We start from the raw sequence: 20,356 nt of genomic DNA on the forward strand, positions 1-20,356 counted from the left end.
AAGAGCGTCTTGATTAGGAATTATATATCTAGTCACGCAGGTCTTGTCGACTATAAAAATATAGCGAAGGTGTTTTCATGCATGCGACGACGTCGTAAAGTCTCCGGGAAGTTAGTTAGGAGTGTCGGATGAGCAGGGTGCCTTCAGAGCGCAAGGTGTCGCAAGTCAAGCGAGGTAGTGGGGTTGCCCATGTCTACGAAATGCTGAGGAACGAGATCATCGATCTTAAGCTGGCACCGGGCAGCCCGATTGATGAAACGGAGCTTTCGGAGCGCTTTTCCATGTCGCGCACACCAATCCGCGAAGCGCTTGTGCGCCTTGCGGCAGAGGGGCTGATCACCACACTGACCAATCGCACGACGATCGTTTCCAACATCGATTTTGTGCAGCTGGGCGCCTTCTTCGACGCGCTGACATTGATGTACCGCGTGACTGCGCGCCTGGCTGCACAGCACTATGGTGAAGCCGATCTGGCGGCGATCCGAGAGCATCAGGCGAGTTTCTCCGCGGCGGTGGAGAGTGGCGATGTGCTGGGCATGATCGCCACCAATCGGGATTTCCACGTCGCAATCGCCGAGGCGGGTCGCAACAAGTACTACACGGACCTGTTCCGGCGGCTCCTGGATGACGGGCGGCGTATCCTGCGGCTCTACTACCGGTCCTACGATGACAATCTGCCGCGTCAGTACGTGATCGAACACGAACGCATTATCTCTGCCATGATCGCCCGTGACGTCGAGGAGTCGGATCGCCTGGCGTCTGAGCATGCCGATCAGATCGTCCATCAGATCCGGTCCTATATTTCGGCGGATTCGCGCAGCGCCTCCTCAATCTCACTCTGAAATGGTGTCCTTTGATCGCTGAAACTCTCGCGCGCTGATGGTTTTGAATTTTGTTTGTCGACAAGTCGGCGGCAGGGCGTTAGGAGTCTTCCCAAGGAGGGCTCCGCTTCGATCTGCGGTCCCCGAGAGAACTGGCTCGCCCTGTCAATGATTGCCTCGTGAATTCGAAAGGACACCTCGTGAACGACTCCATTTTCACCGGCTGCATCCCGGCCCTGATGACCCCCTGCAAGGAAGACCGTACACCCGACTACCAAGCCCTGGCGCGCAAGGGCAAGGAACTGATCGAGGCCGGAATGTCCGCGGTTGTTTACTGCGGATCGATGGGAGACTGGCCGCTGCTGACCAATGAGCAGCGCATGAAGGGGGTCGATGCGCTGGTCGAGGCTGGCGTGCCCGTTATCGTCGGCACCGGGGCCATCAACACAAAATCCGCCGTGGCGATCACCGCCCACGCTGCCCGCGTCGGCGCCGCAGGCCTGATGGTCATTCCGCGCGTGCTGTCCCGCGGCACCTCGGTTTCCGCACAGAAGGCCCATTTCTCCGCCATCCTCGAGGCCGCCAACGGTCTGCCGGCGGTGATCTACAACAGCCCCTATTACGGTTTTGCCACGCGCGCCGATCTCTTTTTCGACTTGCGCGCCAGCTACTCCAACCTGATCGGGTTCAAGGAGTTCGGTGGCGCCGCTGACATGTCCTATGCGGCCGAGACCATCACCTCCGGCGACGAAAACCTTACCCTGATGGTCGGTGTCGACACGCAGGTCTTCCACGGCTTCGTGAAATGCGGCGCAACGGGCGCGATCACCGGCATCGGCAACGCCATCCCGAAGGAAGTGCTGCACCTGGTCGAGCTGTGCAAGGCCGCCGCGAAAGGCGACGTCGCGGCCCGTGCTAAGGCGCAGGAGCTCGAAGAGGCGCTGGCCGTGCTGTCCAAGTTCGACGAAGGTGTCGACCTTGTACTCTTCTACAAGTACCTGATGGTTCTGAACGGCGATGCGGAATACACGCTGCACTTCAACGAAACCGATGCGCTGACCCCGGCACAGCAGGCATTCGTTGAAACGCAGTACGCCCAGTTCAAGGCCTGGTACGCAGCCTGGGCAGCCTGAGCTCCCATCTGAAGCGTCGAATCCAAGGAGACCGACATGCATGTGATCGACAGCCACACCGGCGGTGAGCCCACGCGGGTCATTCTTGGTGGTTTCCCTGATCTCGGCGACGGGCCGCTGCCTAAGCGGGCCGCCCGCCTTGCTACCGAATTCCGCGATGCCTATCGCGCTGTGGTGCTCGAGCCGCGGGGCCAGGTGGCAATGGTGGGCGCGCTGCTCGTTCAGCCCACCGATCCCACCTGCATCACCGGGGTGATCTACTTCGATGTCGAGGCTGTGCTGGGCATGTGCGGTCATGGCACCATCGGCTTGGCCGTCACGCTCTTCCACATGGGCCGCATTGGCACCGGCAGTCACCGTATCGAGACGCCTGCCGGCGTCGTCACGGTGCTGGTCACCGATGCACATACGGTCACCGTCACCAATATCGAGAGCCGCCGCACCATGACCGAAGTCACCATCGATGTGCCAGGCCTCGGCGCCGTCACCGGCGATGTTGCCTATGGTGGCAACTGGTTTTTCCTCGTCGATCCCAGCCCGCTGCCCGTGGCGCCCGACAATATCCGCGCGCTCACCGATGCCACCGTCGCCACCCGCGAGGCGCTGCATGCTGCCGGTATCGCCGGAGAGAACGGTGGCCTGATCGACCACATCATCTTCTACGGGCCTTCGGAGGATCCGGCAGTGCACAGCCGCAACTTCGTGCTCTGCCCCGATGATGCCTATGACCGCTCGCCCTGCGGCACCGGCAGCTCGGCGCGGCTGGCGTGTCTTGCCGCTTCCGGCCGCCTGGCCGAGGGTGAGCAGATCACCCAGCATTCCATCATCGGCTCGGCCTATCGCCTCTCCTGGGCGGCGGGCCCCACCGGCGGCGTAATCCCCTCGATCACCGGCAGGGCCCATGTAATGGCCGAGAGCACGCTGATTTTCGATCCCGACGACCCGTTCCGCAACGGCATCGCTCCCTGAAACTCCCCCACTGCCGGGCGGGCCATCCGGTCTGTCCGGCATTTTTTCTTCCATTCTAGACGAGCGATCGCAACAGCACAGGCAACCCCGCCCGGCGGTAAGACGGACGCGGTACAGGCCCAGAAGAGGGGGCAGACATGTCCGAGAGTTACAACCAGAGCGGGGGCACCTCCGTCATCGTCATCGGGGCCGGCATCATCGGCGTCAGCACGGCGCTGGCGCTGCAGGACCGCGGGCATGCCGTCACGCTGCTAGACCGGCGCGGCGTGGCTGAGGAGACCTCGCGCGGCAACGCCGGGGCCTTCGCCTTTACCGATGTCGAGCCGTTGGCCTCTCCGGGCATCCTGCTCAAGGCGCCGAAATGGCTGCTCGATCCGCTCGGGCCGCTGTCGCTGCGTCCTGCCTACGCGCACAAAATGCTGCCCTGGGCGCGGCATTTCTATGCCGCCAGCCGCCCGCGCCGCCATAAGGCCTCGATCTCGGCCCAGGCCCGGCTGATGACCCTCTCCCGTGCCGCGCTCGTACGGCTGATCGCCCGTGTCGAGGGCGAGCCCCTGATGCGCCGCGAAGGGCAACTTCAAGTCTACGAGGGCGAGGCTGAGTATCGTGCCAGCCTACCGGCCTGGGAGCTGCGCCGCCAGCATGGCATTGCCTTTGACTTGCTTGAAAGCCCGGAGGCCATTGCCGAGATCCAGCCCGGCCTTGCGTCGCGCTTCACCCACGCGGGTTTCACCCCCGACTGGATGAACACCGTCGACCCCAAGCTTTGGACCGAGCACCTCGCAGCCTGCTTTCGTGCCGCCGGTGGCGTGATCGAAACTAACGACGTGCAGGCGATGGTGCAGCAGGGCGATGCGGTTGTTCTCGAGACCACCGCCGGGCTGCTCCGGGCCGATCAGGTTGTGGTGGCCGCCGGTGCCTGGTCGCATCGTCTCGCCCGCACCCTAGGCGATCGCATCCCACTGGAAACCGAGCGCGGCTACAACACTACATTCCCGACATGCACTTTCGACCTACGCACCCATGTCACCTTTAGCAATCACGGCTTTGTCGTATCCAAGATCGGCGACGGGCTGCGCGTGGGCGGCTCGGTCGAGCTCGGCGGGCTCGAGCTGCCGCCGAATTACAGGCGCTCCGAGGTTCTCGTGCAGAAAGCCGTGCAATTCCTGCCGGGCTTCGATGGCACCGGAGGCACCCAGTGGATGGGATTCCGCCCCTCCATGCCCGACAGCCTGCCCGCAATTGGCCGCTCGCCCCGCGCCGACCGGGTGACCTATGCCTTCGGTCACGGGCATTTGGGCCTAACCCAGTCTGCCGGCACCGCCGAAATCGTGGCCGATATCGTTGCGCGACGGCCTCTCGCGCTCAATATCGCGCCTTACGCCCCCCTCCGTTTTGGTGGTCAGCCCTGACCGGCTGGGACAATCCGGACTAAACGGCGGCATCTTGCAAAGATGCTGGGGACCGTACGGCAGTTTCAACTGGTCGTCAGGGCCTTGTTATGCAAATGCGGCGGGGGATTCACTGCGCGAATCCAGCATGATAGCTGGCGGCCATGAGCAGACCGGCGAAAACCCCGTACAAGACCACCAACTGGCATAGCTACAATCAAGCGCTGAGGCTTTGTCGCAAACTTCTGCGGTTGACGCGAGGGGGGCCGGAGCCAGACGTTGCGTTCATCCAACAACACCAGATAGAGGCGGAGCGATGATCTCGTTCAAGGGCGCGCAGTTTCCGAAGGAAGTGATCCTCTTCGCAGTGTTCTTCTATGTCCGCTACACGGTCTCGTATCGTGACCTCGAAGAGATCATGGCCGAGCGAGGCGTACGAGTTGACCATGCGACGCTGAACCGCTGGGTGACCAAGTACTCGCCGCTGATCGCAGTTTCGGCTCGGCGGCGGAAAGTCCCGGCGGATCGATCCTGGCGGATGGATGAGACCTACATCAAGGTAAAGGGTGAGTGGGTCTACCTCTACCGAGCTGTCGACAAGCTGGGCAAAACCCTTGATTTCATGCTGTCGAAGCGGCGCAACAAGACGGCTGCGACCAAGTTCTTCGCGCGCGCCCTTGAGGTGAACGGCCTGCCTCGCAAGATCGTCATTGACCGCAGCGGTTCCGCACTATGTTGGTCTGTCATTTTTCCCCTCCCTTTCCAACCATCGGCACAGGCAGTCCCGCAGCACGACGGCGTTATTGTGTTCCTCGTCCTTAGAGGCATAGAGCAGCGTGACGACATCGCCCTGCGCGTATCCGGCAAGCTCACACACCAAATCTTCGCGCGTGGCGAGTTCCGCCCGGTAGCGCGTACTGAAGTCCTGCCACTGATCAGGATTGGCATGAAACCAGTGTCGCAACGTATCGCTAGGCGCGATGTCCTTGCACCAGTCGAACAGCCGGGCGCGGTCCTTCGCCACGCCGCGTGGCCAAAGCCGATCGACCAGAATCCGCTTGCCGTCCGACACCCTCGCCGCGCGATAGATCCGCTTGACGCGGATACGCTCGCCGGGGGTGTCGGGGATGGGGGGCCTTGCAGGGGGCATCAGCTGTCCGGTTGGCCCGTGTCGCCGATCATCTCCACCGCCTTCAGCGCGTGGGCCCAGGCCGCCCCGGCGCGCATTTCGGATGCAACCCAGATGGCTTCCATGATCTGTTCGCCCGAGACCCCCTCACGCTTGGCCGCCTTGACGTGGCCTTCGATGCACCACGGGCATTGGGTCACATGCGCTACGGCCACCGCGATGAGCTGCTTGGTGCGTGTATCGAGCGCCCCTTCGGCGAACACCGCTTTCGAGAACGCGCGGAATGCGTCTTCGGCATCGGGTGCCAGAGCATGACGCCGGTCGACAAGGTCCCTGGTAGGTTTTGGGAGGTGTAGCTCAGACATGGCCCGTCTCCCGCGTTTCGAATTGCGGAAACAGCACATCGTTTTCCAGCCGGATATGCTCTTCGAGGTCGTCAAGGAATTCACCGACCCCGGTATAAAGCCGCGTCCAGCTTCGGCAGGCGCCGTCCGGCAATGTCAGGTTGTTGGTCAGGTGCCGGATTTGGCCGACTTCGGCTTCGTGGTTGTCATGATCCGCGCGCATTGCCGCAATCGGCGCATCCAGCCCCGCCGCCGCTTTGCGAATGGCGGGGAACAGGATCAGTTCCTCTTTCTTCATGTGAACTTCCAGGTCACCGATCATCCGGTGCAATAGATCGGCCAAACCCGCGGGAACCTCCGTTTGCCCGGCATGGACCGCTTCGACCTTTTCCGACAAGGTCGCCAGTTCAGGAAGCTGGGCACGGTGTTTTGCGTGATACTCGGTCTCGATGAAACTGGTCAGGTCGCCCGGGTCTTGCGGGGGCATTGGTTTTGTCATGTTCGTATCCTCGGGTCAGAGCAGTGATGGAATTATCCGGGGCTTCGCATCCTCGACCGCCATATGCAGCGAGCTCGCGATCCGCTCGGCGCGTTCGATGACATGCGCCGCGCCTTCGGGCGGGCAGGTTTCGGCCGCGGTTTCGCGGAACAGCGTCAGCCAGCGGTCGAAATGATCCCAATCCACGGGCAGGCCGACATGCGCCGGGACCGGGGCTCCGTGATACCGGCCCGTCATCAAGGCGACCGAACACCAGAAGGCCACCATGCGCTCCAAGTGCGGGCCCCAATCCGAAATCCGTTCAGCGAAGATCGGGCCAAGCGCCGGATCCGCGCGCACCTTGCCATAGAAGCAATGCACCAGTTCGGTCAGCTTTTCTTCGTCCAGCCCGGTCCGCGCCATGATCTCGGCAGTCATTTGCGGGCGGGCGGAATTGATCTGTGAGACGGCAGTCGACATGAGGCCCTCGGGAAATTGGTCTTGAGTCTCATGCTATCTCTGCTAAATAGGTGTTGTAAATACCGATTTGAAGATCTGCGGGATGCCATGAACCTTACCTCCTTCACCGACTACGGACTTCGAATGCTGATGCGGATGGCGAGCGCGCCCGACCGGGCGTTCTCAACGGCAGATTTGGCAGAGGAGTTCAAACTGTCGCGCAACCACCTGGCGAAGATCATGCAACGGCTCGCACAGGCAGACATCGTCGAGACCCGACGCGGGGTGAATGGGGGCGCTGTCTTGCGATCCAGTCCGGCCGACATCCGGCTTGGCGACGTCGTGCGGCTGCTCGAACAGGGACAGTCGCTCGTCGAGTGTTTCGGGCCGGATGGCGGAGACTGTTCGATCGAGGGATGTTGCCGCCTGAAATCCCGGCTTCGACAGGCGGAGCGTCAGTTCATCGCCGATCTGAACAGATCTACGCTCGCCGATATCGCCCTTCCCGAACGGGCGGCCGCATGACGAAGAAAGGCAGATCAAGATGACAGCATCGTTGTCGGTTTCCGAACGTCGGGTTGGCATGGCCCTGTCGGTCCTGTTGGCCCTGATGGGCCTTGCCATGGCTGCATCGGCGCGTCACGGGGTCATGTCGACCCACGGGTTCATGGCGCTCGGGCTCGGGATCGCGCTCGCATTTCTGCTCGGCGGCGCGCTTTATGATCCCGAACCACCGGCCAATCGGTTGCAGCGCTACTACGATGCGCCGACCCGTTTCGGACTCGTCATGACACTGATCTGGGCGATGATCGGCATGGGAATCGGAGTCTGGGTTGCAGCGCTCTTGTACTGGCCAGAGGGAACGCCGCCTTGGCCGGCTACCAGCTTCGGTCGACTGCGTCCCGTGCACACCACCGGGATTATCTTCGGCTTTGGCGGCAACGCGCTGATCGCCACGTCTTTCCACGTCCTGCAACGCACCTCGCGCGCGCGGCTCGCCGACAATCTGAGCCCCTGGGTCGTGCTCATCGGCTACAACCTGTTTTGCGCCTGGGCCGTCACCGGCTATCTGATGGGGTCGACCCAATCCAAGGAATATGCCGAGGCCGAATGGTATGCGGATCTTTGGCTGGTGGTGATCTGGGTGACGTATTTCGTCTTGTATATCCGCACGCTTGCCCGCCGGAACGAGCCGCATATCTATGTCGCCAACTGGTATTACCTGGCCTTCATCCTCGTCGTGGCGATGCTGCACATCGTCAACAACATCGCCCTTCCCGTGCGCTGGACGACTGCAGAGAGCTTTCCGATCTGGTCGGGCGTGCAGGATGCCATGGTGCAATGGTGGTATGGCCACAATGCGGTTGCCTTCTTCCTGACCGCGGGGTTCCTCGGGATGCTCTATTATTTCCTCCCGGTGCGTTCCGGGCGACCGATCTGGTCCTACCGCCTGTCGATCGTCAGCTTCTGGGGCATCACCTTCTTCTATATCTGGGTGGGCTCGCACCACCTGCATTACACCGCGCTGCCTTACTGGGCGCAGACGCTCGGCATGACATTCTCGGTAATGTTGCTGGTGCCAAGCTGGGCCTCGGCGGGCAACGCCATCGCCACTCTGAACGGCGCATGGCAGAAGGTGCGCGATGACGCCACGCTGCGCTTCATGTTCGTGGCCGCGGTGTTCTATGGGCTGTCGACCTTCGAAGGATCGTTCCTCGCCATTCGCCCGGTCAATTCGCTGTCGCACTATACCGACTGGACCGTGGGCCACGTCCATTCCGGCACACTTGGCTGGGTGGCGATGATCGTCTTTGGCGCGATCTATACGCTCGTTCCTCAGCTCAGTGGCAAGACGGAGATGGCGTCGCCACGGGCCGTCGAATGGCACTTCTGGCTCGCCGTCGCCGGAACACTCGTCTACGTCGTGTCGATGTGGAATGCCGGCATCACGCAGGGGCTCATGTGGCGGGCCTATAACGAGAACGGCGCGCTATCCTACAGTTTTGTCCAGTCGGTGGAGGCGATGGCCCCCTATTACCTGTTGCGCACCATCGGCGGCGGGCTGTTCCTGACCGGGGCTGTGATCTGCGCTTGGAACTGTCGCGCCACGATGCGCGGAACGACGGGGGATGCCACCGACCGCCCCCTTGTCGCGCAGCCGGCGGAGTGAGCCCATGCTGAAACTGCACTATAATCTGGAAAAAATCTCCATGGGGCTGGTGGCCGCAATCATCGTGGCCGCTTCGATTGGCGGGATCGTGGAAATCGCGCCACTGTTCACCATCGACGAGACGGTTGAGCTTCCCGATGACCTGCGCCCTCATACGCCATTGGAACTGGCGGGCCGCGAGATCTATATCCGCGAGGGTTGTTATGCCTGCCACAGCCAGATGGTGCGCAGCCTGGCCGATGAGGTGGACCGCTACGGTCCCTATTCGCTGGCCTCGGAAAGTGCCTACGATCACCCGATGCTCTGGGGATCGAAGCGCACCGGCCCGGATCTGGCGCGACTGGGCGGCAAGTATTCGGACGACTGGCATGTGGCGCACCTGATCGACCCTCGCAGCGTGGTGCCGGCCTCGATCATGCCGTCCTACCCTTGGCTGACGCGTCCCCTTGATACCGATCTGTTGTCTGACGCGCTGGCCACGCTGGCCCGGCTTGGCGTACCCTATGACGAGGACATGATCGCGGCGGCGGAAGCCGATGCCCTGGCGCAAAGCCGCCCCGACAGCGACGCGGTGGACGGATTTCTGGAGCGTTACGGCGAACGTCCTGCGGCCCGTGTCTTCGATGGCAATCCGTCTCGCCTGACAGAGATGGATGCGCTTTTGGCCTATCTCCAGTCGCTGGGCTCCTTGACCGATGCGCCCTACCGGATACTGGCGGAGGGATCCCAATGACCCATGACATGCTGGTCTATCTGTCCAAGACGGTTGGCCTGATCTGGCTTATGGGATGCTTCCTGATTGTCGTCATCCGCGCCTACAGCCCGTCACGGCGCAAGGCCTATGACGCCGCCGCCCGGTCCGTGCTGCCTTCAAAGGAGGGCGGAGATGACTAACCCGACCGATCCGAGGCAACTGCCGGGCGCCGATCCTCATACGGGCAATCGCAAGACCGATCCGGTCACCGGCTACGACACCACGGGGCACGACTGGGGCGGTATCACCGAGCTCAATACCGCGTTCCCGAAGGTCGTGATCTGGGCACTGGTGCTGACGTTTCTTTATTCGGTCGTTGCCTGGGTTCTCTTGCCCGCCTGGCCGACCGGACGCGATTACACACGTGGCTTGCTCGGGCTGGACCAGAGCGAAGAAGCGATCAAGGGCTTCAACAGCCTTGCCGACAGGCGGCAGGACTGGCTGTCTCGTTTCGAGGGCGAGAATTTCGTCGCTCTGCAATCCGACGCGACACTGATGGCGACCGCAATGCCCGTCGCCGCGCGCCTGTTCGCCGATAACTGCGCGGCTTGCCACGGCACGAACGGGCAGGGAGGGCCGGGCTTTCCGGTCCTGTCGGACGACACGTGGCTCTGGAGCGGTGACGCCGGAGAAATCGCCACGACGATCCGTCATGGCATCAATGCCGACGATCCCGACACCCGCTATGCCGAAATGCCGGCCTTTGACTGGATGGAGCGGTCTGATCGGTTAGCCTTGGCCGATTTCGTTTCCGAGATGCCCGGTGGAGCTGTCGATTTCGAAAGTTCCGTGGGCACGGTCTTCGCAGAGAATTGCAGTTCGTGCCACGGTTCGACAGGGGACGGCGGTCTCGAAATCGGCGCACCGTCCCTTACGGATGAGGCCGTGATTTATGGACAGGACCCGGGAACGGTGATGCAAACGCTCCGACGCGGGCGTCATGGGGTGATGCCGGCTTGGTCGGGTCGCCTGTCAGAGGCCGAAATCAACCTCCTGGCGCTCTATGTGGCCCGGCTTGGCCAATCTGTAGGAGGCGAACAATGAGGCCGGCCGTACAAAAACGGTTGGCGGTCGGCGCGGCGCTGGCCGCCGTCCTGCTGTTCCTCGCCGCGAATGCGCATCTGCTGACCGTTGCCCTGCGATCGCAGCCGGATTGCCGCGAAACGGCCGGGGCGATGCCTGCCAGGCGGTCCTGCTGAAAAGGAGAACGGGATGCTGGAACCACTACCAACCTTGCGAAACCCGGATCGGCCGGCCTCGCCCCACGCACGCAACCTGCCATCGACTTCGGCGGCGGACTGGTTGCGAGCAGGTTGGCGTGATGTCCGCAAGGCTCCGTGGTCCAGCCTTGCCTATGGGCTGTTCCTGACACTGGTATCCTATGCGGTCCTCTGGGCGCTCAACGCTAGCCATCTCTTGTATCTCGCGCTGCCCGCGATCTCCGGTTTCCTGATTGTCGGTCCGTTCCTGGCGATCGGGCTTTACGAGAAAAGCCACAGGCAGGCGCAGGGTGAACAGGTTTCGCTTTCCGACATGCTGGTGTTCCGGCCGGCGTCGGGCGGGCAATTGGCCTATGCGGGATTGCTGCTCGGACTGCTCGTCCTGTTCTGGCTCAGGGCTGCGGACCTGCTCTATGCGCTGTTTTTTGGCCTTAGCCCGTTCCCCGGCGCGGAGGAGGCGTTGACCAACGCATTGACGACGCCACGGGGATGGGCGCTAGTTATCACCGGTACCCTGGTGGGCGGGTTGTTCGCGGCCTTCGCCTTCGCGATCAGCGTCTTTTCCATTCCCATGCTGGTGTCGCGCAAGACCGATGCGCTGACCGCCATGGGGCTGAGTTTTGTCATGGCGGTGCAAAATCTGCGCCCCATGCTGGTTTGGGGTCTGTTTGTCGCCCTGGGATTGGGCCTGTCAGTCGTAACCGGCCTGATTGGGCTGATCGTCCTGTTCCCGGTTCTTGGTCACGGCACCTGGCATGCTTACCAGGCAATCGCAGGTGAGCGGCAGTGAGCTTCCTGTTGCTCATACCTCTCTCGCTCGGACTAGGTTTGCTAGGTCTCTGCGCGTTTTTCTGGGCGCTCAGAAACGGACAGTTCGATGACCCTGATGGTGCCGCGTGGCGCATCATCCCCCCTCATCACCCACTCGAAATGGAAGGAAAACCCGATGGCAGATTGGCTACCGACACTTAAAACGGCAACGCCCGAAGAGGGTTATGACCTTGCGGTAAAGCTTGCACGCGTCGCTGTGAAGCTGACCCAACCAGACGCCGAGGTGCGCGACCGGTTGCGGCCGGAATACGCCGAAGACTCCGATGCCCTTATCGCTGTCAGCCAGGTGGTCGCGACGCATTTCGCCACCGTCGCGTCGGCAAATGACTACTGGCAAGACAGGACATGACCGACGTTGAACGACGCGGGGACCAATTCGTCGTCGATGCGCTGGTTCTGGCCGACGCGTTTGACCTGTCCGTCGAAGAAACCCGTCACCGGATGCAAGGCGGGCAAATCGCATCTCTTTGCGAAACGGGAGAGGGTGAGGACGCGGGCCGTTGGCGATTGACATTCCGTCACCAGAGCCGCGCCCTGCGGTTGATCGTGGATGCCCGTGGCGAGATTCTGGGCAAGAGCACGTTTCCAGTCGGTCATCCGAACAGGGCTGTCCAAGCAAGATAACGTGGAACCTGCCACAACCAGGCGCGCCAAAACCTGAGGGCGAAACATTTCTGCGAACCTTTCTGACTCTGGCGCATCAAAGAGACAGGTGGCCACGACTGTGGCACCCCAGACATTGAAAGGAAGCAAAATGAAATCCGCTCTCACTCTCGCCGCGATCGCGCTCAATTTGTCCACGGGCAATGCCCTTGCCCATGACGAGGACGCCGCTGCAGATGTCACCCCCGGGCGCGCCCTATATCCAGGTCAGCGATGCGCTGCCCCTGCCGGAATTCATCCCGGGTCTCGGCACGCTGTTCGTTGACCCGGATACGCTCCCAGCCGGCCCGTTCCTGGCCTATGACCATTACGGCAAGCTCTCGGCCACGGTATACATGACGCCGTTGGAAGATCTGTCGAACGGGACCGCCTACGACGGTCTGGGGATCGGCAGTCACACGGTGTCCGGCGTCGACGTCTACTTCAACGCCGGGCATCCCGGCGTGGACAGGGCCCATGCCCATGTCGTGCTGTTCCATGACGAGGACGCCAAATCGAGGCTCGCCGAATGATACGGGGACGCCGAGAGTTTCTTATGGTCGGGGTGGCGTGATCGCCACCCTCGGCTTTCCGTGCGTCACATTGGCGGGCCCTGTTGAAACCATTGAGATGAGGGGAACCGCACGGGGAGAGCATGTCTGGTTCGCACCGGTTGGCCTTGCGGTGGCCCCGGGCACGACCGTACGTTTCATCAACCGCGATCCCGGAAACAGCCATACCGCGACCGCCTACCATCCGGACATTTTTGATCGGCAACGGCGTATACCGATTCTGTGGAAAAACACCCGCTCGCGATTGCAGAAATTGGAAGCTTTCGTGATGTGCGACTGCCTTTCCTATAAGGCTTTTCGCGGTTGCTGCGGTGCGGGAAGGATCTTTGCCAGCTTCCTGAGGTTCTGGGCGGTTGCGGCGAGGAGAAATTCGTCATTTGCGCCGCACGGGCCACGTAGTCGGAGGCGTCCGAGGCCAAGGATGCGTTTGAGGTGCGCGAAGAGCATCTCGACCTTCTTCCGGAGCTTCATCGAGACCTCGTATTGCCTGGTCTTTGCGATGTCCCTGGCGACCTGGCGGGCGTCTTCGTGTTCCTCGCGGGTGATGGACCGGAAGTCCATGTTCGGGCAGCAGTGCTGCTTTGATCTGATCCCCGGAAACTGGACCGTTTGAAGCTGGAGTTTTCCGCTACGCTTCCTTGGCTGGAAGAGGAGTGGAGTCGCATGAAGGCGAGCAAATTTTCGGACGCGCAGAAAGCGTTCATTTTGAAGCAAGGCGAGGAAGGCACGCCGGTCGCGGAGATCTGTCGGAAGGCAGGGATCAGCCAGGCGACCTACTTCAGTTGGAAGAAGAAATACGCGGGCCTTCTGCCTGACGAGATGCGACGACTGAAGCAGCTCGAGGATGAGAACGCCAGGTTGAAGAAGATCGTCGCGGACCTGACGCTGGATCGGGAGATGTTGCAAGACGTCATCCGCCGAAAGCTCTGAAGCCTGATCGCAAGCGCGAACTGGTTCGCGGGATGTGTAGCGATTGGGCGGTCTCGATCCGAAAGGCCTGTGGGGCTATGGGGTTCGACCGTTCGACGTTCCACTACAAGTCTCGCCGCGCCGATCAGGCTGCTGTCGCCAAGCGGATCCGGGAGATCTGTGAAACGCGCGTGCGGTATGGCTACCGGCGCGTTCACGTCCTGCTCGAACGTGAGGGCTGGAACATCAACATCAAGAAAGTCTATCGGATTTACAGGGAGTTGGGATTGCAACTCAGGAACAAGACGCCGAAGCGCCGTGTGAAGGCCAAGCTGCGTGACGACCGCGCCGAGGCGGTCGGCCCGAACGACGTCTGGGCAATGGACTTTGTTCACGATCAGCTTGCGACAGGCAAGAAGCTGAGGGTTCTGACAGTCATCGACACCTTCTCACGCTACGTGCCAGTGCTCGATGTCCGGTTCAGCTACCGCGGCGAGGATGTGGTCGCAACGCTGGACCGGGTGTGCCGACAGACAGGCTATCCGAAGACTATCCGAGTCGATCAGGACACCGAGTTCGTGTCTCGCGACATGGACCTCTGGGCCTATCAGCGTGGCGTGACCCTCGACTTCTCGCGCCCCGGCAAGCCGACCGACAATGCATTCATCGAAGCGTTCAACGGCAGGTTCCGGACCGAGTGCTTGAACCAGCATTGGTTCCTCACCCTTGCGGATGCGACCGAAAAGTTGGAGGCTTGGCGTAGATACTACAATGAGGAACGGCCACACGGCGCGATCGGGAACAAGGCTCCGATCACGCTGACGAAATCAGGGGGCGTCACCAGCCCGTCACCCTGAGCAAAGCCGGGAAACTCTGCCTAAGGGGGGTAGAGCTCTGGGGTGCGGATCACAAACCTGCAGACTCTCGTTATGAACGAGGGCCCCAAGGGGGGCAGGTCAGCATCGAGATCATGTTCGGAAGACTCAAGGACTGGGGGCGTGTGGCCACCCGATATGACCGGTGCCCAAAGGTCTTCCTTTCCTTTCGGCCATCGCCCTCGCCGCCCTCGTCATCTACTGGTTATGAATCCTGACCCTAGAGGCTTCTTCGTTATTTCTGTAGACATTTGATCAGCGCTGCTATGGTCAAAACCACCAATACCAGAATTAGAAGACCGAAAAGCCAACCGATCACCATTTCGAAACTCATTCCATTTTCCATGTCACTCTGGTCCACTGTTTCGTTCTCATGATCGTCGGTCGACGCGCGGGGACGCACCCGGCTATTCGGGACTGACGTCGGCGGGGCGCACTAATCTGGTGCGAACTCCACCGCGAATGAGGGCGGAGACGAGAATATCCCGAAGCCGCGCCCGTCGTTGTCTTCCATCACGCTGGGATCTCTCGAACGGCTTTTGGGTGTGCGGTCAGCACAGCGGATGAAATACGCGGTGCCTCGAGTGAGAGCCGGCGTCACAGTTCGAGCGTGCGTCGAATGGCACCCACTCCCCACAGCAGCAGGCCAGTGGTTAGCGCGCTGATCCCAACGCTGTGCGCCCATGGCCCCGCAATGCCCGTGTCGCCGAAGGTGAAGAGGGTGATTCCGGCCAACGAAAGCCCGAGCCCAGCCATGAGGCGACACTCTCCCGGGGTCGGGCACGGCCTTCGCCCGTCATTGCTCTCCTCCTTCGGCGCGGCGGGTTCGCTCCCCGTCACGCTGTTCGCTCCGTTCAAATCGCTGTTTCTCATGGCCTTACGAACCTCCTTTCGAGACACTCTTTCAGCGCGACGTCAGTCGCATAGATCCACAACGCGGGTCGGGCGGGCGGCGAATTCTGACCAATTCGCGGCTTCGAAGGCTGCCCACCGGTCCGGGGCGTGTCGGAGCCTGCGGCGGAGTTCGAGGCTCGGCGCAGATTTCGGACTCGTCAGGCCCCGGCAACTTCTCCCACGCCACGCATCGCGGCCAGACGCGATCCACGAGAGGCTGTCGACTGCCGGAAACCCCTCCGGCCCGGTAAGCTCGTCTAATTCATATGCCGGTGATCTTCCGGTTGTCCGCGAGATGCGCGGGTTCAAGTGTCGCGCGATTCATCATATTGGGGAAGCGAATATAAATGCGATATGATATTCGAAAACACGATGCATGGGGCCTCTATGAACATTGAACATGCCCGAACTTTCCTTGCCGTGGCTGATACCGGCAGCTTCGTCGCGGCCGCCGAAAGGCTTCACGTCACCCAGTCAACCGTGAGCGCCCGTATCCGGGCACTCGAAGATCAGTTAGGCACCAGGCTTTTCACTCGCAACAAGGCCGGCGCGGCACTGACTGCGGGCGGTGGCCGGTTCTTGAAGCATGCAGCGCAGATGGTGCGAGCCCTCGAACGCGCGCGGCACGACGTCGGCCTGCCTGGACAATTCCGCGCGCGTGTCGTCATCGGGGCGCGCTTCGGCCTGTGGGAAGGGCTGATGATGCAGTGGTTCGCCAATATCCAGCGGTCCCATCCCCGGGTTTCGTTTCATTCCGAAATCGGCTTCGAGCCTGATCTGATGCAGGCGCTGGTCGAGGGGCGGATGGATATCGGAGTTATGTTCACCCCGCAGCGCCGGCCGATGCTCGAGCTCCTGCCATTGCTTACTGAACAGTTGGTGCTCGTCTGCACCGAACCGACCGCTAGCATGCAGCCCGACGGCTATATCCACGTCGAGTGGGGGCCGGAATTCGACAATCAGTTCCGCGCTGGCTTTCCGGAGTTTCCCGGTCCTGCACTCTCGGCCAATATCGCTTGGCTCGGCCTTCAATATCTCAAGCTCAATGGCGGCAGCGGCTATTTCCCGCGGCGTCTGGTCGAACAACAGATCGATAGCGGTGCCCTGTTCCCGGTGCCCGGTGCGCCGGTGTTCGAATTGCCGGCGTGGATCGTGGTCCGCGAGGATCGCAACAAGGCGCTTGTTGATCCGATGGTCCAGAGGTTGATGGCTGGCCTTGTGGCGTCTTGATCTGCGGTCAATTTCCGCTCTTGGCCTATCCCAGCGGCCTGTCGCTCGCGGTCGGTATCCTGCTGGGGCATTCCCGGTCGGTCACCTTGCGTTCGGGCTCGCTGCGTAGTGCTTTCGTGCGATCGAAGAAACTCCTTCCGGCAAGGCTTCGTTCGCCCTTTGGTCGATCGAAATGAGTATGTCTGTCAGAGGCTTCATTGCCGCGACCGAGGGACCATGACTGATCGTTATGACGACCATCCACGCGGGAAGCAGTCGCGCCAGTTCTTTATCCGGCGCGTAAAGCGAGGTGGTGAGCAAAAACATCCTTGGCAGCTGAACTCTTGAATTCGTCGTTCATGGCTTCGACTTGAAAGCACGTCAAAACGGGTGTCCCAGGAGATGGCGGGCCTGCGCGACCATGCCGTCCAGACGTGCAGCGGCCTTGGGGACATCGTTGAGCGCACCCACACCCTGACCCGCATAGAGTGCCATCGCCTCCAAGTCGCCGGTCGTGGTTCGCAGCGGCGAATCAGTGCTGAAGCGCAGGCGCGGCTGCTCGCCGTCGCGGGCGATGGCCTCGCGCGGGAGACTGTCAGGGTCGTGGCCGAGGTAATGTCCGTCCAGGCTCTCGGTCACGCTATTGGCGATCACCCGCACCGCAGCGCCCTTGGGCCAGTTCAGAACGAAAACATCGGTCAGAACCGTGTGGTCGCCGGTGGCCTCCGTGATTCGGGATTTGTGATAGGGATGAGCGAAGGATTCCGCGGTCGCCAGAAAGGCCGTGCCGCATTGCACGCCATCGGCGCCGATGGTCAACGCGGCGGCGAGGCCCTCGCCCGTTGCGATCCCTCCGGAGACGACGACCGGCAGGTCGGTCTGCGCAAGGATTTGCTCGGCCAGCCCGAAAGCCGGGTGTCGTCCATGCACGTGACCGCCCGCCTCGACGCCCTGCGCGATGATCACATCCGCTCCGGCCTCTTCGGCGATCCGCGCGGCCTCGACCGTGCCGACCTGATGCAGAACAAGGCAACCGGCACGTTTCACGCGGGCCACCACGTCAGGCATCACGTCCCAGAAAAAGCTGAAGGCCGGCACGCCAAGATCGAGACAGCAGGCGATCTGCGCATCGAGCAGCGCTGGTTCGGTCGCCGCGGGGATCAAGTTGACGGCAAAAGGTCGGTCAGTCGCGTCCCGCAGCGCAGTAACCTCTGCGGCGATCAGGGCTGGGTCTTCGCGCACCATGCCCAAAATCCCGTAACCGCCCGCATTGGCCACGGCGGCGGCCAGTTCCCAGCGGGAAACGCCGCCCATCCCGGCCAGCAGAACTGGCTGGGCGCACCCCAGCAGGTCGCAAAGCGGTGTGTGCAGCGGGTTTATTGGCTGGTCCGTCATGCTTGCTCCTCCCGTTCTATAACCATTGGCGCAGGTAATCGCGTAACACGACGGCGTTATTATGTGCCTCGTCCTTTGAAGCATAAAGTAGCGTAACGACGTTCTCGCGTGCATATCCGGCGAGCTCGCGGACCAAATCGTCATGAGCGGCAAGTTCCGCCTCATAACGCGTGGTGAACTCCTGCCACCTATCAGGGTGCTCGTGGAACCAGCGCCGCAATTCGTCGCTCGGCGCGATCTCCTTGCACCAGTGAAACAGTCTGGCGCGGTCCTTCGCCATGCCGCGCGGCCAGAGACGATCGACCAATATCCGCTTGCCATCTGACACGCGTGCCGCGCGATAGATCCGCTTGACGCGGATAAGCTCGCCAGGAGCTTCGGAGGTGGGGGGGCTTGCTGACGGCATCAGCTGTCCGGCTTGTCCGTGTCGCCGATCATCTCAACTGCTTTCAGAGCATGGGTCCAAGAGGCGCCGGCGCGCATTTCCGCGGCGACCCAAATCGCTTCCATGACCTGTTCGTCCGAGGCGCCCGCACGCCGGGCGGCTTTGACATGGCTCTCGATGCACCATGGGCACTGCGTTACGTGCGCGACGGCCACGGCGATAAGCTGCTTGCTGCGCGCATCGAGCGCCCCTTCAGTGAACACCGCTTTCGAAAATGCGCGGAAGGCGTCCTCGGTCTTCGGCGCCAAGGCATGACGCCGCTCGAAGAGATCCTTAGTTGGGTTGGGAAGATACATCTCAGACATGGCCTGCGCCTTGGGTTTCGAATTGCGGGAATAACAGGTCGTTTTCCAGCCGAATATGGGCTGCCAGGTCTTCAAGAAATTCACCGACCCCGGCATAGAGCCGCGTCCAGCTTTGGCATGCACCGTCCGGCAATGTGAGATCGTTTGTCAATTGCCGGATCTGTCCGACCTCCGCCTCATGGTCGTCGTGATCCGCGCGCATCGCAGCGATCGGCCCGTCCAGCCTCGGTGCCGCGTTGCGAATGGCGGGAAACAAAACCAGCTCCTCCTTCTTCATGTGGACTTCGAGCTCGCCGATCATGCGGTGCAGTAGCGCGGACAGCCCTGCAGGGACATCTGCTTGCCCGGCATGGACGGTTTCCACCTTTTCCGAGAGCGCCGCCAGTTCAGGCAATTGAGTGCGATGCTTGGCGTGATACTCTGCCTCGATGTAGCGGGTGAGGCTGGCGGAATCTTGCGGGGGTAGCGGTCTCGTCATGTTGGTATCCTTTGGTCAGAGCAAAGAGGGGACGGTTCGGGGCGTGGCGTTCTCGACCGCCATATGCAGCGAGCGCGCGATCCGCTCGGCGCGTTCGATGAGATGGGCGGCCCCCTCGGGGGGACAGGTCTCGGTTGCGGTCTCGCGGAACAGCATCAGCCACCGTTCGAAATGATCCCATTCCACTGGCAAGGACGCATGGACCTGCATCGGGGCGCCGTGAAAACGACCGGTCATGAGTGCGACCGAAGACCAGAACTCCACCATCCGCTGCAAATGCGGCGCCCAGTCGGAAATCCTGGAGGCGAAGATCGGCCCGAGAACCGCATCAGCACGCACCTTGTCGTAGAAACGATGCACCAACTGGGTCAGTTTATCCTCGTCCAAACCCGTTTGCGCCATGATCGCAGCGGTCGTTTCGGGGCGCGCGGATATGATCTGTCGATCAGCAGGTGACATGGGATCCCCCGAGAATTTGAACTTGAGGCTCATGCTATCTCCACAAAATAAGTATTGTAAATACCTATTGCGGTGAGTGTAGGATGCCCATGAACTTCGCATTCTCGCAAATTACGGGCGGAGCATTTCGAGCCGGATGGCAAGCGTCCGCGAATCTGGTCTTCCCGACCGCACGCCCTCGGCTGAATCCTTGATGCTCAAGAGGGTGCAGGGGTTACGTTTTCGGACCGTAGCCAGAAGACACGAAACCCTTCAGCACCTCGTCCCTGGCGAAGGTTTGGTCTGGGCTTCCTGCGTGGCGCATCAACACGCGCAGGCCGTTATCGGCGGAAGAGGTGGGGCGAATTGTCGCGGCTCACAATGAATATTTGAATTACTTGCGCGCCTTGCCACCCTATGCGGGGAGGTCGGACTAAGTAACGGCTTCTATCACGGCGAAGCTGGGTATCGTCGGATCGCCATGGCAGCGACGGC

Annotated in this window: 27 protein-coding genes and 2 pseudogenes; 19 read left to right on the forward strand and 10 right to left on the reverse strand. The window is 61.6% G+C overall.

Translation table 11 applies throughout. The features are described from left to right. Positions 1-128: 128 nt before the first annotated feature. The 5 genes and pseudogenes from B6V73_RS18355 to B6V73_RS18375 all read left to right on the forward strand — a co-directional run. On the forward strand, positions 129-842 hold the full coding sequence (locus B6V73_RS18355) for a GntR family transcriptional regulator (RefSeq protein ID WP_075777649.1): 714 nt from the start codon (positions 129-131) through the stop codon (positions 840-842). A 179-nt stretch (positions 843-1,021) separates the two neighbouring features. After that, complete coding sequence (locus tag B6V73_RS18360; protein WP_075777652.1) at positions 1,022-1,954, forward strand: dihydrodipicolinate synthase family protein; 933 nt, start codon at positions 1,022-1,024, stop codon at positions 1,952-1,954. A 36-nt stretch (positions 1,955-1,990) separates the two neighbouring features. Next, positions 1,991-2,923, forward strand: a complete 933-nt coding sequence (locus tag B6V73_RS18365; RefSeq protein ID WP_075777650.1) for a proline racemase family protein — start codon at positions 1,991-1,993, stop codon at positions 2,921-2,923. A gap of 137 nt (positions 2,924-3,060) precedes the next feature. Next, complete coding sequence (locus tag B6V73_RS18370) at positions 3,061-4,335, forward strand: FAD-dependent oxidoreductase (RefSeq protein ID WP_088726067.1); 1,275 nt, start codon at positions 3,061-3,063, stop codon at positions 4,333-4,335. A 295-nt stretch (positions 4,336-4,630) separates the two neighbouring features. Beyond that, a pseudogene (locus B6V73_RS18375) lies at positions 4,631-5,032 on the forward strand (IS6 family transposase); the annotation flags it as partial. A 12-nt stretch (positions 5,033-5,044) separates the two neighbouring features. Here the strand turns inward: B6V73_RS18375 and B6V73_RS18380 are convergent. From B6V73_RS18380 to B6V73_RS18395, 4 genes are read right to left on the reverse strand one after another with little or no spacing between them, the layout of a single operon-like run. Continuing rightward, positions 5,045-5,464 carry a DUF488 family protein gene (locus B6V73_RS18380; protein WP_088726068.1) on the reverse strand — a complete coding sequence of 140 codons (420 nt, stop codon included), beginning with the start codon at positions 5,462-5,464 and terminating at the stop codon, positions 5,045-5,047. Further along, entirely contained in the window at positions 5,464-5,808 is a 345-nt protein-coding gene (locus B6V73_RS18385) for a carboxymuconolactone decarboxylase family protein (protein WP_088726069.1), read from the reverse strand. Before B6V73_RS18385 ends, B6V73_RS18380 begins: the two co-directional genes overlap by 1 nt. Further along, entirely contained in the window at positions 5,801-6,286 is a 486-nt protein-coding gene (locus B6V73_RS18390) for a hemerythrin domain-containing protein (RefSeq protein WP_088726070.1), read from the reverse strand. Before B6V73_RS18390 ends, B6V73_RS18385 begins: the two co-directional genes overlap by 8 nt. Before the next feature lie 15 nt (positions 6,287-6,301). Next, on the reverse strand, positions 6,302-6,745 hold the full coding sequence (locus B6V73_RS18395) for a group III truncated hemoglobin (protein WP_088726071.1): 444 nt from the start codon (positions 6,743-6,745) through the stop codon (positions 6,302-6,304). A gap of 87 nt (positions 6,746-6,832) precedes the next feature. On the opposite strand from B6V73_RS18395, the gene B6V73_RS18400 reads away from it, so the two are divergent. The 11 genes from B6V73_RS18400 to B6V73_RS18445 all read left to right on the forward strand — a co-directional run bounded on the left by B6V73_RS18400 (position 6,833) and on the right by B6V73_RS18445 (position 12,874). Next, on the forward strand, positions 6,833-7,249 hold the full coding sequence (locus B6V73_RS18400) for an Rrf2 family transcriptional regulator (protein ID WP_088726072.1): 417 nt from the start codon (positions 6,833-6,835) through the stop codon (positions 7,247-7,249). Between the two features lie 19 nt (positions 7,250-7,268). Continuing rightward, positions 7,269-8,894, forward strand: a complete 1,626-nt coding sequence (gene ccoN, locus B6V73_RS18405; protein ID WP_088726073.1) for a cytochrome-c oxidase, cbb3-type subunit I — start codon at positions 7,269-7,271, stop codon at positions 8,892-8,894. Between the two features lie 4 nt (positions 8,895-8,898). Then, positions 8,899-9,627, forward strand: a complete 729-nt coding sequence (ccoO, locus tag B6V73_RS18410) for a cytochrome-c oxidase, cbb3-type subunit II (protein WP_088726074.1) — start codon at positions 8,899-8,901, stop codon at positions 9,625-9,627. Continuing rightward, entirely contained in the window at positions 9,624-9,788 is a 165-nt protein-coding gene (locus B6V73_RS18415; protein WP_075777599.1) for a cbb3-type cytochrome c oxidase subunit 3, read from the forward strand. Before ccoO ends, B6V73_RS18415 begins: the two co-directional genes overlap by 4 nt. After that, positions 9,781-10,692 carry a cytochrome-c oxidase, cbb3-type subunit III gene (ccoP, locus tag B6V73_RS18420; RefSeq protein ID WP_158275141.1) on the forward strand — a complete coding sequence of 304 codons (912 nt, stop codon included), beginning with the start codon at positions 9,781-9,783 and terminating at the stop codon, positions 10,690-10,692. Before B6V73_RS18415 ends, ccoP begins: the two co-directional genes overlap by 8 nt. Beyond that, positions 10,689-10,847: a hypothetical protein gene (locus B6V73_RS20890; protein WP_167733414.1), complete on the forward strand. Its 159-nt coding sequence runs from the start codon at positions 10,689-10,691 to the stop codon at positions 10,845-10,847. Before ccoP ends, B6V73_RS20890 begins: the two co-directional genes overlap by 4 nt. Positions 10,848-10,860: 13 nt before the next feature. Then, entirely contained in the window at positions 10,861-11,658 is a 798-nt protein-coding gene (locus tag B6V73_RS18425) for a DUF2189 domain-containing protein (protein ID WP_075777597.1), read from the forward strand. After that, positions 11,655-11,840, forward strand: coding sequence for a cbb3-type cytochrome oxidase assembly protein CcoS (ccoS, locus tag B6V73_RS18430; RefSeq protein WP_075777596.1), 186 nt, complete (start codon positions 11,655-11,657; stop codon positions 11,838-11,840). Before B6V73_RS18425 ends, ccoS begins: the two co-directional genes overlap by 4 nt. After that, positions 11,755-12,048 carry a hexameric tyrosine-coordinated heme protein gene (locus B6V73_RS18435; RefSeq protein ID WP_233243146.1) on the forward strand — a complete coding sequence of 98 codons (294 nt, stop codon included), beginning with the start codon at positions 11,755-11,757 and terminating at the stop codon, positions 12,046-12,048. Before ccoS ends, B6V73_RS18435 begins: the two co-directional genes overlap by 86 nt. Beyond that, positions 12,045-12,323, forward strand: a complete 279-nt coding sequence (locus tag B6V73_RS18440) for a DUF6522 family protein (RefSeq protein ID WP_075777594.1) — start codon at positions 12,045-12,047, stop codon at positions 12,321-12,323. The genes B6V73_RS18435 and B6V73_RS18440 overlap by 4 nt, the downstream gene beginning before the upstream one ends. 215 nt (positions 12,324-12,538) lie before the next feature. Next, a complete protein-coding gene (locus B6V73_RS18445) occupies positions 12,539-12,874 on the forward strand; it encodes a hypothetical protein (RefSeq protein ID WP_206185608.1) in 336 nt (111 codons plus the stop codon). Between the two features lie 324 nt (positions 12,875-13,198). On the opposite strand, the gene B6V73_RS18450 is transcribed toward B6V73_RS18445, so the two are convergent. After that, positions 13,199-13,627: a transposase gene (locus B6V73_RS18450; RefSeq protein ID WP_346426034.1), complete on the reverse strand. Its 429-nt coding sequence runs from the start codon at positions 13,625-13,627 to the stop codon at positions 13,199-13,201. On the opposite strand from B6V73_RS18450, the gene B6V73_RS18455 reads away from it, so the two are divergent. The 3 genes and pseudogenes from B6V73_RS18455 (at position 13,577) to B6V73_RS18465 (ending at position 16,821) form a co-directional block, all read left to right on the forward strand. Continuing rightward, a protein-coding gene (locus B6V73_RS18455; RefSeq protein ID WP_088726082.1) for an IS3 family transposase occupies positions 13,577-14,679 on the forward strand; the annotation gives its coding sequence in 2 pieces (ribosomal slippage) (positions 13,577-13,838 and positions 13,838-14,679; 1,104 coding nt in all). The genes B6V73_RS18450 and B6V73_RS18455 overlap by 51 nt on opposite strands. Before the next feature lie 104 nt (positions 14,680-14,783). Continuing rightward, positions 14,784-14,908, forward strand: a pseudogene (locus B6V73_RS20575) (IS5/IS1182 family transposase); the annotation flags it as partial. A gap of 1,070 nt (positions 14,909-15,978) precedes the next feature. Beyond that, positions 15,979-16,821: a LysR family transcriptional regulator gene (locus B6V73_RS18465; RefSeq protein ID WP_088726083.1), complete on the forward strand. Its 843-nt coding sequence runs from the start codon at positions 15,979-15,981 to the stop codon at positions 16,819-16,821. Between the two features lie 360 nt (positions 16,822-17,181). On the opposite strand, the gene B6V73_RS18475 is transcribed toward B6V73_RS18465, so the two are convergent. Genes B6V73_RS18475 through B6V73_RS18495 form a run of 5 tightly spaced genes read right to left on the reverse strand, consistent with a single transcriptional unit; the run spans position 17,182 to position 19,915 of the window. Further along, positions 17,182-18,195 (reverse strand): nitronate monooxygenase, encoded by a 1,014-nt coding sequence (locus B6V73_RS18475; RefSeq protein ID WP_088726078.1) that lies wholly within the window; start codon positions 18,193-18,195, stop codon positions 17,182-17,184. A gap of 16 nt (positions 18,196-18,211) precedes the next feature. Further along, a complete protein-coding gene (locus B6V73_RS18480; RefSeq protein ID WP_078523314.1) occupies positions 18,212-18,601 on the reverse strand; it encodes a DUF488 family protein in 390 nt (129 codons plus the stop codon). After that, positions 18,601-18,945: a carboxymuconolactone decarboxylase family protein gene (locus B6V73_RS18485; RefSeq protein ID WP_078523315.1), complete on the reverse strand. Its 345-nt coding sequence runs from the start codon at positions 18,943-18,945 to the stop codon at positions 18,601-18,603. The genes B6V73_RS18480 and B6V73_RS18485 overlap by 1 nt, the downstream gene beginning before the upstream one ends. Continuing rightward, positions 18,938-19,423: a hemerythrin domain-containing protein gene (locus B6V73_RS18490; protein WP_088726079.1), complete on the reverse strand. Its 486-nt coding sequence runs from the start codon at positions 19,421-19,423 to the stop codon at positions 18,938-18,940. Before B6V73_RS18490 ends, B6V73_RS18485 begins: the two co-directional genes overlap by 8 nt. Before the next feature lie 15 nt (positions 19,424-19,438). Then, complete coding sequence (locus tag B6V73_RS18495) at positions 19,439-19,915, reverse strand: group III truncated hemoglobin (protein ID WP_240497849.1); 477 nt, start codon at positions 19,913-19,915, stop codon at positions 19,439-19,441. Positions 19,916-20,356 lie beyond the last annotated feature (441 nt).

The sequence above is a fragment of the Thioclava sp. JM3 genome, from assembly GCF_002213185.1.
GTDB classification, from domain to species: Bacteria; Pseudomonadota; Alphaproteobacteria; order Rhodobacterales; family Rhodobacteraceae; genus Thioclava; species Thioclava nitratireducens.